At 41.7% G+C, this 15,233-nt stretch carries 11 protein-coding genes; 10 read left to right on the top strand and 1 reads right to left on the bottom strand.

The genetic code is table 11. The annotated features are described in order from the left end of the window. The first annotated feature begins 332 nt into the window (after positions 1 to 332). The 10 genes from F6K57_RS02170 to F6K57_RS02120 all read left to right on the top strand — a co-directional run bounded on the left by F6K57_RS02170 (position 333) and on the right by F6K57_RS02120 (position 13,551). On the top strand, positions 333 to 1,565 hold the full coding sequence (locus F6K57_RS02170) for an ABC exporter membrane fusion protein (protein ID WP_293064403.1): 1,233 nt from the start codon (positions 333 to 335) through the stop codon (positions 1,563 to 1,565). Positions 1,566 to 1,767: 202 nt separating this feature from the next. Further along, positions 1,768 to 2,940: an ABC transporter permease DevC gene (gene devC / locus F6K57_RS02165; RefSeq protein ID WP_293064400.1), complete on the top strand. Its 1,173-nt coding sequence runs from the start codon at positions 1,768 to 1,770 to the stop codon at positions 2,938 to 2,940. Between the two features lie 71 nt (positions 2,941 to 3,011). Then, complete coding sequence (locus F6K57_RS02160) at positions 3,012 to 3,752, top strand: DevA family ABC transporter ATP-binding protein (RefSeq protein WP_293064397.1); 741 nt, start codon at positions 3,012 to 3,014, stop codon at positions 3,750 to 3,752. Between the two features lie 106 nt (positions 3,753 to 3,858). After that, positions 3,859 to 4,140 (top strand): acyl carrier protein, encoded by a 282-nt coding sequence (locus F6K57_RS02155; protein ID WP_293064394.1) that lies wholly within the window; start codon positions 3,859 to 3,861, stop codon positions 4,138 to 4,140. 55 nt (positions 4,141 to 4,195) lie between these two features. After that, complete coding sequence (locus F6K57_RS02150; protein WP_364300855.1) at positions 4,196 to 8,122, top strand: alpha/beta fold hydrolase; 3,927 nt, start codon at positions 4,196 to 4,198, stop codon at positions 8,120 to 8,122. Between the two features lie 313 nt (positions 8,123 to 8,435). Next, a complete protein-coding gene (locus tag F6K57_RS02140; protein ID WP_293064391.1) occupies positions 8,436 to 9,557 on the top strand; it encodes a 3-oxoacyl-[acyl-carrier-protein] synthase III C-terminal domain-containing protein in 1,122 nt (373 codons plus the stop codon). A 10-nt stretch (positions 9,558 to 9,567) separates the two neighbouring features. Beyond that, entirely contained in the window at positions 9,568 to 10,164 is a 597-nt protein-coding gene (locus F6K57_RS02135) for an isoprenylcysteine carboxylmethyltransferase family protein (protein WP_293064388.1), read from the top strand. Next, complete coding sequence (locus tag F6K57_RS02130) at positions 10,161 to 11,198, top strand: class I SAM-dependent methyltransferase (RefSeq protein ID WP_293064386.1); 1,038 nt, start codon at positions 10,161 to 10,163, stop codon at positions 11,196 to 11,198. The genes F6K57_RS02135 and F6K57_RS02130 overlap by 4 nt, the downstream gene beginning before the upstream one ends. A 111-nt stretch (positions 11,199 to 11,309) precedes the next feature. Further along, complete coding sequence (locus F6K57_RS02125) at positions 11,310 to 12,425, top strand: sulfotransferase (protein ID WP_293064383.1); 1,116 nt, start codon at positions 11,310 to 11,312, stop codon at positions 12,423 to 12,425. Positions 12,426 to 12,540: 115 nt separating this feature from the next. Continuing rightward, entirely contained in the window at positions 12,541 to 13,551 is a 1,011-nt protein-coding gene (locus F6K57_RS02120) for a sulfotransferase (RefSeq protein ID WP_293064382.1), read from the top strand. A 582-nt stretch (positions 13,552 to 14,133) separates the two neighbouring features. Here the strand turns inward: F6K57_RS02120 and F6K57_RS02115 are convergent. Next, positions 14,134 to 15,213 (bottom strand): alpha-1,2-fucosyltransferase, encoded by a 1,080-nt coding sequence (locus F6K57_RS02115; protein WP_293064379.1) that lies wholly within the window; start codon positions 15,211 to 15,213, stop codon positions 14,134 to 14,136. Positions 15,214 to 15,233: the final 20 nt, after the last annotated feature.

Below are 15,233 nucleotides of genomic sequence, written 5' to 3'. Positions count from 1 at the left end.
CTCCCTTCCTCCCTTACTCAGGGTGGTTAGGGGGGATTCCTGCTCCCATTAACCCAGGACGAAAGTACCTCACCAAATTCATAAATGCTATATATGTATGATTTGGTTTTATTGCTGAATCAATAGCAAATTTAGCCACTTAAAACCATCCATGTTTCCTGCCTCATGTTCTTAGATGAGGTTAATGTACAACAGAATTTATTATACAGTGAACCCAGTGGCATTGCGATGCACTTCTCCACTACTATTGCCAACTAAGGATTATCGTGCATAAAGAAAGTCAATCATTTACAAACCCTGTAAGTCAATGGTATCTGATTTTCTCAGCAGCTATGACTTTAGCTACTGGGGGGATTTATCTATATGGCTTGCCCCAATTTGAATCGAAACGTCAAGGTTCTATATCAAATTCCCCAGAAAATACCATGGTCATGGTTGGGGTCACTGCCCTTGGACGTCTAGAGCCTCAAGGAGGAGTGACTCGTTTGTCTGCCCCTAATTCTGTAGGAGGTACCCGAGTTGACCAACTTTTAGTGAAGGAAGGAGACAAGATTAAGGCAGGGCAAATCATCGCTCTGCTAGACAGTTATGCTCTTCGTTTTGCTACTTTAGAACAAGCTAAGCAAAAGGTTAAAATTTCCCAAGCTCGTCTGAAGAAAGTCAAAGCTGGGGCTCAGGCAGGAGAAATTTCGGCACAAGAGGCAACGATTGCTCGCTTACAAGCTCAGTTACGAGGGGAAGTGGCGGCACAGGAAGCAACCCTGGCTCGCTTACAAGCTCAGTTACGAGGGGAAGTGGCGACACAGAAAGCAAACCTGGCTCGCTTACAAGCCCAATTGCGTAATGCTCAAGCCGAGTATCGACGTAATCAACAACTCTATCAAGAAGGGGTAATTTCTGCCTCTCTTTTTGACAGTAAACGTCTGCAAGTGGAAACGATTCAAGAGCAAATTAATGAAGCAAATGCTGCTCTGAAACGAACTGTGGAAACGATTCAAGAGCAAATTAATGAAGCAAAAGCGACTCGGCGACGGACTATGGACACCGGTCAAGAACAGATCACTCAAGCAAAAGCGACTCTAGACCGTATTACTGAGGTTCGTCCAGTAGATGTACAAATATCTCAGGGAGAGATTGAGAGTGCGATCGCTGCTGTCAAGCTTGCTCAAGCTGAACTAGATTTAACCTACATCCGTTCTCCTATCGATGGACAAGTCCTGAAAGTTCACACCAAATCTGGAGAAATTATTGGCAGTAATGGGATTGTTGAGCTAGGTCAAACCGACCAGATGTATGTAATCGCAGAAGTCCATGAAACGGATATTAGCAAAGTCCATCTGGGTCAAAAAGCTACTATTAGTAGCGCTGCTTTTGAGGGGAAAATACAGGGAACAGTCGCTGAGATTGGTTTACAAATTGACAGACAACAGGTTTTTGATGTTAATCCTGGATCAGATACAGATCGTAAAGTGGTGGACGTTAAAATCCGCCTTGATGATTCCGTAGACAGTCAACGAGTTGCAGCATTTACGAACTTACAAGTAGAGGTGAGGATTCACCTGTAACTCGGTTAACCAGATTCAGAAGTGTTGAATCGGCAATAAACGTTTATCAAAATGGCTGATGTCTGTCTATCGTTGTTGTCAAGCGATGCAGCGCCGCATCGCTACTCCCTACTCCCATTAACCCAGGACGAAAGTCCCTCACCCCATTTAAAACTACTATATTAAATTCCCCAGACATCTCATTTAGCAAAATGCTTGAATAATGATTCTCCAACTTCCTATTGCCTGGTTACAACTAGCGAGACAAAGAGTTCGTTTTCTGGTTGCTCTAGCTGGTATTGCGTTTATCGTTGTTCTTATTTTTATGCAAATTGGGTTTAATGATTCTCTCTATACTAGTGCTACCAAGGTGCATCAGATTATCAAAGGTGATTTGTTTTTAATCAGTTCCCAATATAAATCATTGACAGCTAAGCAGAGCTTTCCTAGAGAGCGTTTATATCAGGCTCTAGGATTTAATGGAGTAGAATCAGTTAGTCCCTTATATCTAAGATTTGCGAAATTTAAAAATCCCATTACTGATCAAAAGTTCTCAATCTATGTTATTGGCTTTGATCCGGGAAAGCCTGTACTTAATTCCCCGGAAGTTAATCAAAATATGGATATGCTTAAACTTCCTAATGTAGTTTTATTTGACCGGAAGTCTAGATCTGATTTTGGTCCAATTGCTGAGAACTTTGAGCAGGGAAACACGGAACAAACTATCGAAATATTTGGTTTTGCAGCAAGAAAAGGTTATCGAGTTAAGGTTGGAGGCTTGTTTAGTCTAGGACCTTCCTTTGGGGTGGACGGTAATTTAGTAGTTGGCGACTCAACATTGTTCCGGATATTCGATCTCAATTCAGGGATGGTTGATGTAGGAGTCATTACCCTCAAACCTGATGCAGATCCTGCAATGGTTTTAAAAAATTTGAGAAACCACTTATCTAAAGATGTTCTAGTTTTTTCTTATCAAGAATTTATTGACTTTGAAAAAAAGTATTGGCAGACAAGAACTCCCGTTGGATTTATCCTTGGTATGATGCTATTTATGGCCGCAGTTGTTGGTATAGTTATTGTCTATCAAATTCTTCATAGTAATATTTCTACTAACTTAGTTGCCTATGCGACTCTAAAAGCAATTGGCTATCCAAACCAATACTTATTATCTGTAGTATTTCAACAGTCTGTTATATTAGCTGTTTTAGGGTATATCCCAGGATTGACAATCTCTATAGGTCTGTATAATGTTGTCAGGGATGCTACTGGGTTACCAATGGAGATAAGACTTAATCAAGCCTCTATAGTTTTAATAGTAACCATTTTAATGTGTTTTGCTTCTGGTGTCTTGGCTGTTAACAAAATGCGGTCTGCTGATCCAGCTGATATTTTCTAGTTTTCTTATCAAAAGTTTGATAGTTACTAGACAGAAACTTGATAATTACTAGATTATAATCCAAGAAGCCGATGTCCCAAGAAATTTTGATTGATCTAAAAAAACTGAATCATTACTTGGGTCAACGGTCATTAAGGAGCCAAATTTTATTTGACATTAATCTGGAAATAAAATCTGGAGAAATTGTCATTCTAACGGGGCCATCGGGGTCAGGGAAAACAACGTTGTTGACGTTAATTGGAGGATTGCGTTCTGTACAAGAGGGAAGTCTAAAAATTCTAGACCGAGAATTGTATGGCGCTAGTCCTGAACAATTAGTGTCAGTGCGTAGCCACATTGGTTATATTTTTCAAGCTCACAACTTACTAGAGTTCTTGACAGCCCGAGAAAATGTTCAAATGGCGATTGAACTGCATCGAGGCATCTCTCACCGGGAAGCTCGCACTAGAGCTGAAGCTATGCTCCAACTGGTTAAGCTGGGGGATCGAGTTAATCACTACCCTCAAAACCTTTCTGGGGGGCAAAAACAACGGGTAGCCATTGCCCGTGCTTTAGTCAATAATCCCAAATTGGTCTTAGCAGATGAACCAACTGCTGCCTTAGATAGTAAGACAGGTCGAGATGTGGTTGATCTTATGCAACGACTAGCTCATGAGCAAGGATGCGCTATTTTGATGGTGACTCACGATAACAGAATTTTGGATGTTGCTGATCGCATCCTTCGTATGGAAGACGGGTATCTACTCACACCACAGTCACCAGCTAATGACGAAGTAGAAAATGCAAAAGTCGAAAGACAAATTGAAAATTGAAAATTGACAATTGCCATTAACATCAATTAACTGCAATTACCAATTAGTAATTGGCAATTTACTTTTGACTAATTACAAATTATAAATCACTAAAAAAGTAAACAAAATGCTTGAAACTATCCCTGATAAAATCGATCAAGAATGTCATACTGAAGAAGCTATTCAAGCCTGGTTAGTTTCTCAACTCGCCGAAGGACTGGAGGTTGATCCTGAAGAGATAGATATCCAGGAACCATTTGAAAGCTACAACCTAGAATCAGCGGATGCTTTGATTCTTTTAAGTAGATTAGAAAACTATCTTGGCCGTGAGGTATCTCCCACCCTGTTGTGGAACTATCCCAACATCGAAGCCCTAGCAGAACGTTTAGCTGAAGATCCCAATAGTTAAACATCAAGCAGCCAGTAGTGGTAATCATGACCAAAGTTCAGATGAAGGTTAAGAAATGGATGCGATCGCAATTATTGGTCTAGGTTGTCGTTTTCCTGGTGCCAGAAACCCGGAGGAGTATTGGCGGCTCCTATGTAACGGGGTAGATGCCATTACAGAAGTACCAGCCGATCGGTGGGATATCGATGCGTTCTACGATCCTAAACCTGGTACTCCAGGAAAAATGAGTACTCGGTGGGGTGGCTTTTTAGAACAAGTAGATCAATTTGACCCCCAATTTTTTGGAATTACTCCGAGAGAGACAGTTTATATCGACCCGCAGCAGCGACTTTTGCTAGAGGTAGCTTGGGAAGCTCTGGAAAATTCTGGGCAGGTATTAGAAAAACTAGCCCACAGTAACACAGGTGTTTTTGTTGGTATTTCTGCCGGTGATTACCACCAGCGCTTTCAGGAAGGAGGGTATAATGCCATCAATGCCTACATGGGGACTGGCAATGCTTTAAGTATTGCTGCTAACCGCCTCTCCTACTTATTTGATTTTCGAGGACCGAGTATGGCGATTGACACAGCCTGTTCCTCTTCATTGGTGGCTGTACATCTTGCCTGTCAAAGTCTGCAGAGTGGAGAGTCTAATTTAGCCTTGGCGGGTGGAGTTAATCTGCTGCTGTCTCCACAGTTGACCATCATTTTCTCTCAGGCACAAATGATGGCTACAGATGGGCGTTGTAAAACTTTTGATGCTAGAGCCAACGGTTATGTCCGGGGAGAAGGCTGTGGTGTTGTAGTACTCAAACGTCTGGAGGATGCGATTAGAGACAATGACAATATCATTGCTCTGATCAAGGGTTCAGCCCTTAACCAAGATGGCCGTAGCAACGGACTTACCGCTCCCAATGGTCCGTCTCAAGAAGCAGTTATCCGCCAAGCCTTGGCAAATGCTGGAGTGGCACCAGCTCAAATTGACTATGTCGAAGCTCACGGTACAGGCACTCCCCTAGGAGACCCAATTGAGGCGGAAGCACTAGGGGCTGTGTTGAGTCAAGACCGTTCTCCGGACAACCCCTGTATTATCGGTTCCGCTAAAACCAATATCGGTCATCTAGAATCTGCCGCTGGCATTGCTGGTCTAATTAAGGTAGCGCTATCGTTACATCATGGCAAGATACCACCGAGCCTGCATTTCCAAACAGCGAATCCCTATATTGCCTTCGACAAACTTCTGCTTCAGGTACAGCAAAGCCTGACCCCTTGGCCGGAAACCGATGGTCTAGCTTTGGCTGGCTTGAGTTCCTTTGGTTTTGGCGGAACTAACGCCCATATCATTCTAGAGCAAGCTGCCCAAGGGGATGAGGAGTTGGAGAAAAACACAGTTGTTTCTCCTGAGATCTCCTCGTCACCTTATCTGCTTCCCTTATCTGCTCGCAGTCCAGAAGCTCTCATAGCTTTAGCTCAGCAGTATCAGAAACTCGTAACACCAGCAGCGTCTGGTAGCACTGCCTCATTATCAGACATTTGTTATACAGCTAGTGTACGACGTTCTAATCATGACCACCGTTTGTCCCTGGTATTTCAAAACTGTGAGGAACTGACTGAGGGCCTTAAAGCATTTTGCTCTGGAGAAACTTACTCTGGTCTGTCTTGGGGTCGTAAGCAACGGAACCGGCGTCCTAAGCTAGTTTTTGTCTTTTCTGGTCAAGGACCCCAATGGTGGGGGATGGGGCGTGAATTATTATCTACTGAACCGGTCTTTTCGTCCACTATAGAGAAGTGCGATCAGCTGCTACGTTCTTATGCCAACTGGTCACTGCTGGAAGAACTGACTGCTAATGAGTCAACATCCCGCTTGGCAGAAACTGAGATTGCCCAGCCAGCTATTTTTGCCTTGCAAGTCGCTTTAGCTACTTTGTGGCGGTCTTGGGGAATAGAACCCAATGCCATTATCGGGCATAGCGTGGGAGAAGTAGCAGCAGCTCATGTTGCGGGAGCTCTTAGCTTGGAGGATGCAGTAGAAGTTGTTTTCCACCGTGCTCGCTTAATGCAGCAGGGAACAGGTTTTGGGAAAATGGCAGCTGTGGAGTTGTCCGTAGCTGAGGCAGAAGAACTCTTAGCTAAGTATGCCGGTCGTCTGTCTATTGCTGCCATCAATAGTCCTACCTCACTGGTTCTATCAGGTGAAGCAGCAGCCCTGGAAGAAGTGCTTGAGTCCCTTGAGCAGCGACAGATTTTCTGTAAGATGATGCGGGTGAATTATGCTTTCCACAGTCCCCAGATGGAGCCGTATCAAGATCAATTAGTGCGATCGCTTCAAGGAATTACACCTCAAACTGCATCTATTCCAATCATCTCAACCGTTACAGGTCTAGCTCATGAGGGTGAAAATTTTGATGCTGCCTACTGGGGACGCAATATCAGAGAGCCCGTGCATTTTGCCGCTGCCATTGATAAACTGATCAAGACTAAGCATAATCTATTTGTAGAGATTAGCCCCCACCCAGTCCTAGGGATAAATATCTCCCAGTGTCTGAAAAACTCAGACAAAAACGGAACAGTATTGCCTTCTCTACGGCGACAGCAACCGGAAACAGCAGTTATGTTGGGTTCTTTGGGTACTCTCTACACCCAGGGCTACTCAGTAGACTGGAGCCGACGCTATCCATCTGGGGGTCAGTGTGTTTCCTTGCCCTCTTATCCTTGGCAGCGATCGCGTTACTGGTTGGATGTAGTTCCTAACTCAACTGAACAGGAGAGTTCAGGGGTAACCCTAACCGTGAGCATGCCATCAGAACTTAATGGGAAATCGACCCCTAATGATGGTGTCGCACCAGAAGCTAAGCCAAGTCTAACCCGCGCTAAATTGCTGGCAGCAGAACCAGAAGAACGCCACGGACTGTTGGGGTCTTACTTGACAGAATTATTAGCCAGGGTTATGGGAATTGGTGTCAGCCAACTGGACTTACAGCAGCCCCTTCATAGCATAGGACTTGACTCCATAGTGGGTGTTGAGCTCAGGAATCAAATTGAGACTGATCTAGAGGTGCTTGTCCCTCTAGAATACTTCATTGGTTTGAGCATTGAAGATTTTATCACCCAAGTTCTTCTGCTGGTTGTTAAAGAAGCCAACTCATCACCTAATGAAGGAACTGAAGGCAAACCAAGCAGTACGGACTCAATGGATTCAACTAATGAGTCTTCAGGGACAATCACCTCTTCCGAGAAGGTAGTAGCTCAAGCCAATCTTTGGGTCACCCGTCCAAAGCTGAATCCTCACGCAAAACTACGTCTATTTTGCTTTCCCTATGCCGGAGCTGGTGCTTCTATTTTCCGCTCTTGGTTAGAATTTCTACCACCAGACATTGAGGTTTGTTCAATTCAACTGCCTGGGCGAGAGAACCGACTCGAAGAAGAGCCATTTACTCGCCTCTCAGCTTTGATTAAGGCGCTCACACCTGTTTTGCGTTCTTACTTAGACATTCCTTTTGCCTTTTTCGGTCACAGTTTAGGAGGGTTAATCAGCTTTGAGCTTGCCCGTGAGTTACGCAAACAGAATTTACCGAGCCCAGTTCACCTATTTGTTTCTGCAAGCCCTGCTCCTCAGGTACCGGATCTGAATCTACCCATCCATCGACTGCCTGATGATGAGTTTATCGACTCACTAGGTCGTTTAAATGGAACACCAGAGGAAACATTACAAAACCCTGAGCTGATGGACCTATTCCTCCCGGTGTTGCGAGCAGACTTTGCGATTTTGGAAACTTACTTCTACTCCAGTGCAGATCCCCTCGATTGCCCAATCACGGTGTTTGGTGGCAAATCCGACCCCAAAGTCAGTGATTCGCAACTTGAGGCTTGGCGCAAGCAGACCCAGAGAGACTTCACCATGCAAATGTTTCCCGGCGACCACTTCTTCCTGAAGAGCCATGACCAGCTTTTATTGGAAGCGATCGCTACCCAACTTAGCCAACTTGTCAAGGTGATGGAGTGATGGGGTGATGGGCTGATGGGCTGATGGGCTGATGGGCTGATGGGATAGTGTCAAATCCTACTCCCTGATCCAGAGTAGGCTACCACCGAGATACTATTCCTCAGAACAAAGAATAACAATCTTCCTAATCTAAGTGCTAACTACTAACTACTCACTACTAATTACTAACCACTAACCACTATTTTGACAAAGCAGCAAAATCTTTCAACCTTGGCAAAAAGGCCACGCTACGCGAAAAACCGACTAACTTGCAACCTTAAAACAACTAACTTTAAACCCACTAACTTTTAAGCTATTTAAGACTAAAATTATCATGCCTGTTATTGCTGGTACTGCCTTCACCTTTCCCGAGCACTACTATCCTCAAGAAGTGCTAGCCACAGCGGTCAAAAAGTTTTGCATCGCGATGAATCTAGATTTTGATCTAGATACCATCGACCGCTTTTTCACCAATGTCAATATCAAAGGCCGTTATTTCACCCACTCCCTAGATTTCTTCTTTGACCCATCGACTCCCGGAGTCACTGCTGAGCGGTCTATAAACCTTGCTCTCGATAACTTTGAAAAAACTGTGGGGTCATTGTTATCTTCAACCGGCATCGACCCCGAGGAGATCGGATTAATCGCTTCCTCTACACTAACCATTTCGGTTCCCTCCCTGGAAGCTCGGTTAATGAATCGCATTCCTTTCTCACGGTACATTAAACGACTACCAATGTTTGGCTATGGCTGTATGGGTGGAGCAGCAGGTATAGCGCGAGTGACAGAGTACCTAGAGGGACACCCCAAGGATGCTGCAATTTTCTTTGCTGGTGAACTCTCCTCTACTCTGTGGCAGGGTTCGTTGCAAATGGAATTGCAAACAATGATTTCTAAACTACCAGACGACCCCTCTCTGTACAGCGAAATCATTTGCTCTATCGTTACTGCTGCACTGTTTGCTGATGGGATGGGAGCAGTCTTAATGGTAGGTCGCGATCATCCCTTAGCCAAGCCAGGTCAACCTCGGGTAATTGATATTGCCTCAATGTTGCTTCCCAATACCACTCACTTGATGGGAATGGATATTGCCGATACCGGGTTCAAGAATATTCTCAGACCTGAAGTGTCTGACCATCTCAAAGGAGGACTGCGAGAGGTGATTGACCCACTGCTGAACAAGCATAACTTATCAACAGATGATATATCCACCTGGATTGTGCATCCAGGTGGACCGAAGGTAATTAAAACTATACAAGAGGAATTTGGACTGACTCAGGAAGCAGTACAGCTTAGCTGGGACACCCTAGAAAAAATTGGCAATATGTCTTCATCCACTGTGCTCTATATGCTTAATGAAGTCTTATCTCAAGAGCAGCCGAGTCCAGGTAGTTATGGCTTGATGGTCGCAATGGGACCAGGTTTCTCCCAAGAAATTCTGCTATTGCAATGGTAGGAAGCGCTCCATGATTACTAAGGTTCTCTTCACGCTTATTGTAGTTGCGGTGATTTTACAGCGACTGATTGAACTTCGTATCAGCAAACAGAATGCAACATACTTGCTTACTAACGGAGGACGAGAATATGGCTCAAATTCTCTTTGGATAGTAAAAGTATTGCAGGTGAGCTGGTTTGCAGCAATGATTAACGAGGTTTGGTGGTTCAACCGCCCTTTTATGCCAGGATTGGCAGCGATCGCACTGATGCTTACTGTAGCTGGTCAAGGCTTGCGGTATTTATCAATGCGATCGCTAAAAAAGCGTTGGACTCTTGCGATCATCACCTTCCCAGACAACCCTGTAGTTAACTCAGGAATTTACCTTTACCTAAAGCATCCCAATTGGCTAGGAGTAATTCTGGAAATCGCCGCTTTACCCCTGATCCATACTGCTTATTTCACCACTATCGTTTTCAGCATCGCTAATGCTCTATTAATGAGTCGGCGTATTCACACTGAAGAACAAGCCTTAAGCGAAGACACCAACTATGCTGATGTCTTTGCCAATCGACCCCGTTTTATTCCAGTCATTGGATTTATTAAAGGAGCTAATAGTTCTAGATGAGAGTTGGTATTAATCCTGAAAACTTGCTCGAAAAGAGTGCCCTTGCCTTGGGGCAAGTACCCCAACCTGCGATTGAAACTCAAGCTTGCCTGATTCTAGCTCGATCTATCATAGCAGCAACAGAGCTAGGTGTATTTGAAGCCATAGGCTCAAGTTCACTTTCCGCCCAAGAGATTGCTGAGCGGTGTAATCTCAACAAGCATGCCTTAAGCCAGCTTTTAGATGCTCTTGTTGCTACAAATTACCTTGCCAAAGAGGGGGAGTCCTATAGCTTGGCTGTAGTTGCCCGTAAATGGCTACTAAGTGAGAATGAGTCGTCACTTTACGATTTCACCATTAGCCGGGTTTTGGCCTGGGAATGGCTGACCCACTTAGAAGAGTTCATCCGCACTGGAGAGCCTCTGGAATCTCAGGATAAAATGACCCCCCATCACTGCCAACTTTATCATCGGGGTCTGCGCTCAATCGCTAGCCTAGCTGCTCCTGAGGTAGTTCAATACACACCTGTACCAACTCGTGCTCAGAATATGCTAGATGTTGGTGGCTCTCACGGCTATTTTTCAGTAACCCTCTGCCGCCGCTACCCTGACCTTGAAGCGGTCATCCTCGATTTACCTGAGCAGATTGAATATGCACGACCGCTTCTTGCCGAGGAAGGCATGGGCGATCGCGTGGTGTACAAAGCTGGCAATGTTCTTACAGACGATCTAGGCACCAATGTCTATGACTTAGTCTTTATGGCTAACCTAGTACACCAGTTTGATGAACAAACCAATATTGAGCTATTTCAGCGTTTGGCTCAAGCTCTGCGACCTGGAGGCCATCTCGTCGTTCAGAAAACTATACTTCCTTCCAAACAAGATGGACAACTGGGTGGATTGGGGAATTTGTTTTTATCCTTGACCACTGCTGGTAGTAACTGGTCGTTCTCTGAGATCGCTCAATGGCAACAAAAGGCAGGTTTAGTTCCCCGCAAACCGATTCAGTTCCGGCGAACACCAGCCAGTGGTCAACAGGTGGCAGTAAAGCCCTAAGCCTGTTCCACAGACACACTAATTAGTTATTATAGCAGTTCTCAAATATTGAGAACTGCTATATATGTCTATTTTTAATAAAAATTATTTACCATAATTGGGACATAAAACATGTTAAAAGTTTATTACAGAATTATTATTTCCTGTTGGAAAACCTTTGGGATCAGCCACTGGTTTTTTTTATGGGTATTTTTGCCACCCTTAGCTTTTATTTTGGTTAGACTAACCCTGGCTTTAGATGAAATTTTATTTTCTAAGTATCGTGACATTAAAGTGGTGAAACCGATATTTATCATTGGACACCCTCGGAGTGGAACTACTTTCCTCCATCATGTATTAACCCAGACAGAAGAATTTAGCACATTCAAAGCTTGGCATATTTTTGTGCCATCACTTACAGCTCGTATTTTAGTTAAACCTCTGGTTGACTATTTAGTTAAACACAATCTAAACTCCCTGATACCTGATGATATTGGACATGGAATTTATCTTGACAAAGTAGAAGAAGAAGAACTATTATTTCTTCACGAAGCCGATACTCAATTTGTGCTTTTAACAACACCCCTAGCCTTTGATGATCAGGAGCATCCCGAGCTTCGCTTCCATGATCAGCAACCAGCATCTCGTCGTCGAAGTTCAGTAAAATTTTTTGAAAGTTGTTTAAAGCGGCATATCTATTACACAGGGAAAAAACAAGTAATTGCCCAAATTCATTTTTCTACTCACCGTATTAAAACATTGCTAGAAATATTTCCAGATGCCAAATTTATCTATTTAGTTCGTTCACCTCACGAAACAATTCCTTCTCATCTTTCCCTGGATAGAAATTTTATCGATAACCAATGGGGGATAAAAAATATACCACTAGATAAAATAAAACGATATGAACAAAGGCGATATCGCTATAATGTAGACCTTTATCGCTATTTTTATAAGCTTAAAAAAAATCAAGAAATACCAGAAGCTAACGTCAGAATTCTGCATTATTATTTATTAATATCTGATTTAGATAAAGCCTTAGAAGAAATAGTTGATTTTACGGGAATTAATCCCAGCGAGCAATTAAAATACTCTATCAAAGAACAAGCGCAACAACAGAAAAACTATAAACGCAAACATCGTGTCAGAAATCTTGAAGAATTTAACTTAACAAGAGAGCAGATTATGAAAGACCTTTCATTTGTTTATCAGGAGTACAAATTTGACCAGATCACCAATAAACTATAAATAACAATAAACTATAAATAACAATAAACGGGAGCCACAAACCCTTAAAGACATTTGTGGTATCTACAGGTAACCCAGTTTTTGATCAAACATAGAAATAAGGCTGATAGAGAATATGCAATCTAAAACTAATAATACTGTTTCTGACAAACCTTACCTAAATTTACTGCAAAAAGTAGATTTTAATCCGATTTTTATTATGGGAGATCATCGGTCTGGTACAACTTTATTATACAAACTATTGGTGGCGACGGAGTGTTTTAACTTTGTCAAAGCTTATCATATCATGAAATATGATGAGCTTTTGTTTAATCATATGAATCAAACTGAGGAACAGGCTATTCAAGAATTAGCGGAACTTTTTAAATCATTGGGGATAATCAATCGCACTATTGATAAAGTAATTGTAACTCCAAATTTACCAGAAGAGTATGGTTTTATTATTAATAATAAAACCGGAAAAAGAGCACGTCTTACCCCTAATAATTTACCTATTTTAAAAGAGTTATGCCGCAAAATTCAATTGGTATCCGATCCAGATAAACCTCTGTTGCTGAAGAATCCATGGGATTTTCCAAATTATATGTATGTGAAGAGTGTTTTTCCGGCAGCTAAGTTTATTTTCATTCACCGTAATCCGATTCATATAATCAATTCTAAACTAAAAGCAATACGTCTGATGTTATCTACTAGGTGCGAATACACTGCTCTAATTTCCAGAGATTACAGAAATATATTAAACCAACCTGTTCGACGTTTAATCTCTCGAATTTTATATTCACCTTACTTTAACCTCGCATTAAGCCAAGTTACTCAAAAGACTGTTCAATTCCATGATTACTACTTCAATAATATTATTTCATTACCAAAAACAGACTATATTTATATCACATACGAAGAACTATGTCATGCCCCTGAAACTCCTCTTTTAAAGAGTCTGGATTTTCTAAACTTAAAATCAAAATCAAATTTTGATTATAAAAGCGTCATCGAACCACGTCCCATAAACTTATTGCCAGAAGTTACCAAAAAATATGATAAACTTTTCCATAAGTTAGAACCTTACATGAGGGAAATTTCGGGTTCATATGCGGAAGGTTATAAAGAGGCAAAAAAACAGGCTTAAATATTGGGTATGTAAAGCTAATAGCATTGTGTATTAGAAAAAAATAGGTCTCTAATGTGCAACAATATCTACCTATTGAAAATCTTACCATAACTCTGCCAAAATCAGGTCATGGGACTAAGCGTGGGGTGCATATCACTTTTAAAATTAGGCAAAAATTTTAATAAAACTCTCGCGAACACAACCCACACTTCCTTTATTTTTTACAAAAATGAGATGCACCCTATCGATGGGGAGCATCTCATTTTTGCAAATATATCTTTTTATGTGGGCGTTATAATCACGATCAGTTATTTGCGGTATTTTTATTTCAAAGTGGGATGCAACCGCTGTATTTGACTTGATTTTTTTGATTGTTTTACCCTTACCATCTTAATACTCTCTTTTTCTTGTGCTTACTATGTAAGCATAAGGCCAACTTAATATAGACAATAGAGTTTTAACTACACCAATTATACTTTCGATTTGGTAACCAAGATAAACTCGGATTGCCCATGCTCTGATCAAGCTTTTAGGTAAGTAGATAAATATAGACTTAAGCATCACCCAAATGCCTTGGTTAGAGTACGTAACGTATAAAATTTAAGCGAAATTTTTGTACATTTTTGGTTGTTTATCTCCTATCCATAAAATTGGGTCACTATCCCAAGGATCGAATGCTTTAAATTTCGTGGAGAAATCCCAATGTGGACGGACAAACATTTTGGCACGATCGTTAAGCATACAAGCAGAAAAGCTAAAAGTGCTATTACTAGTACAAACTACATCACATTTACTTAACATAAAGAAATCGATATAGAAGTCTAAGTCTAAGTCTTTCATTCTTTCTGGCAACCGAATATTTAAGTCCCGTGTAGTTACAGGAGAAAATTTTTCAAAACCGGAAATTATACTATCAATATCGTCACTGCATACCAAAAGAACCGGATCTTCCAATTGTTCCCATATCCCTTCGAGCCATTCACAATACCATTTTGTGGGAAACACGAATGTGGAACCTAACCGTGTTTCTGTTATGTAATCTCCTCGTCGAATGTGAATACCAACGATTGTTTTGCCTTTGGAACGAAGACTATTTAAACCATCCTCTAAAGTAAATTTAAGATCGCTTACGGGTTCAAACAAGGAGCGAAAATATTGCCGATAAGGTTTTAGGCATCGAGTGTGGAAGTGGAAAACGCCCCAAATATCTAAATTACTTAGACCTATTTCTAATACTTCTGAACCAAATAAATAACTCTTAGCCTCTCCTATCTTTTCCAGGTAATGAATTAATTCTGGAACTGCATCACATAGACTTTTTGCCATATATTCATACTCAATGGCAGGAGGTAATTGCTTAGAAATTGGTGGATCGTTATGTCCAAAAATAGTCTGACCAATCCAAGCAGGGCATTCTACTTTTGATCCACTCTTTTCTGCACAAATTTTTAAAAAAGCATATTGAAAAAATTGATTACCAAAACGTCCAAATTTTCCAAGAGATGACATACTTAACACTGGCTTATTAGCATCAGATAAATCTTCGTTAGCCAAAGAGGATTGAGTGTCATCATAATCTGTTTTTAAACTATCTAAAACACCAAATACTCTGTCTGTCTCACTTTTGGAATTGTAATTAGGATTTATTATTACTTCTGATGGGTTATCCTGATTAGACATAAAATTATTCCGTTTAATAA

Origin of the sequence: Moorena sp. SIO4A5 (assembly GCF_010672005.1) — a bacterium.
Taxonomy (GTDB): domain Bacteria; phylum Cyanobacteriota; class Cyanobacteriia; order Cyanobacteriales; family Coleofasciculaceae; genus Moorena.
Note: the sequence above shows the minus strand (reverse complement) of the source record. Positions and strands in the feature narration are given on the sequence as shown.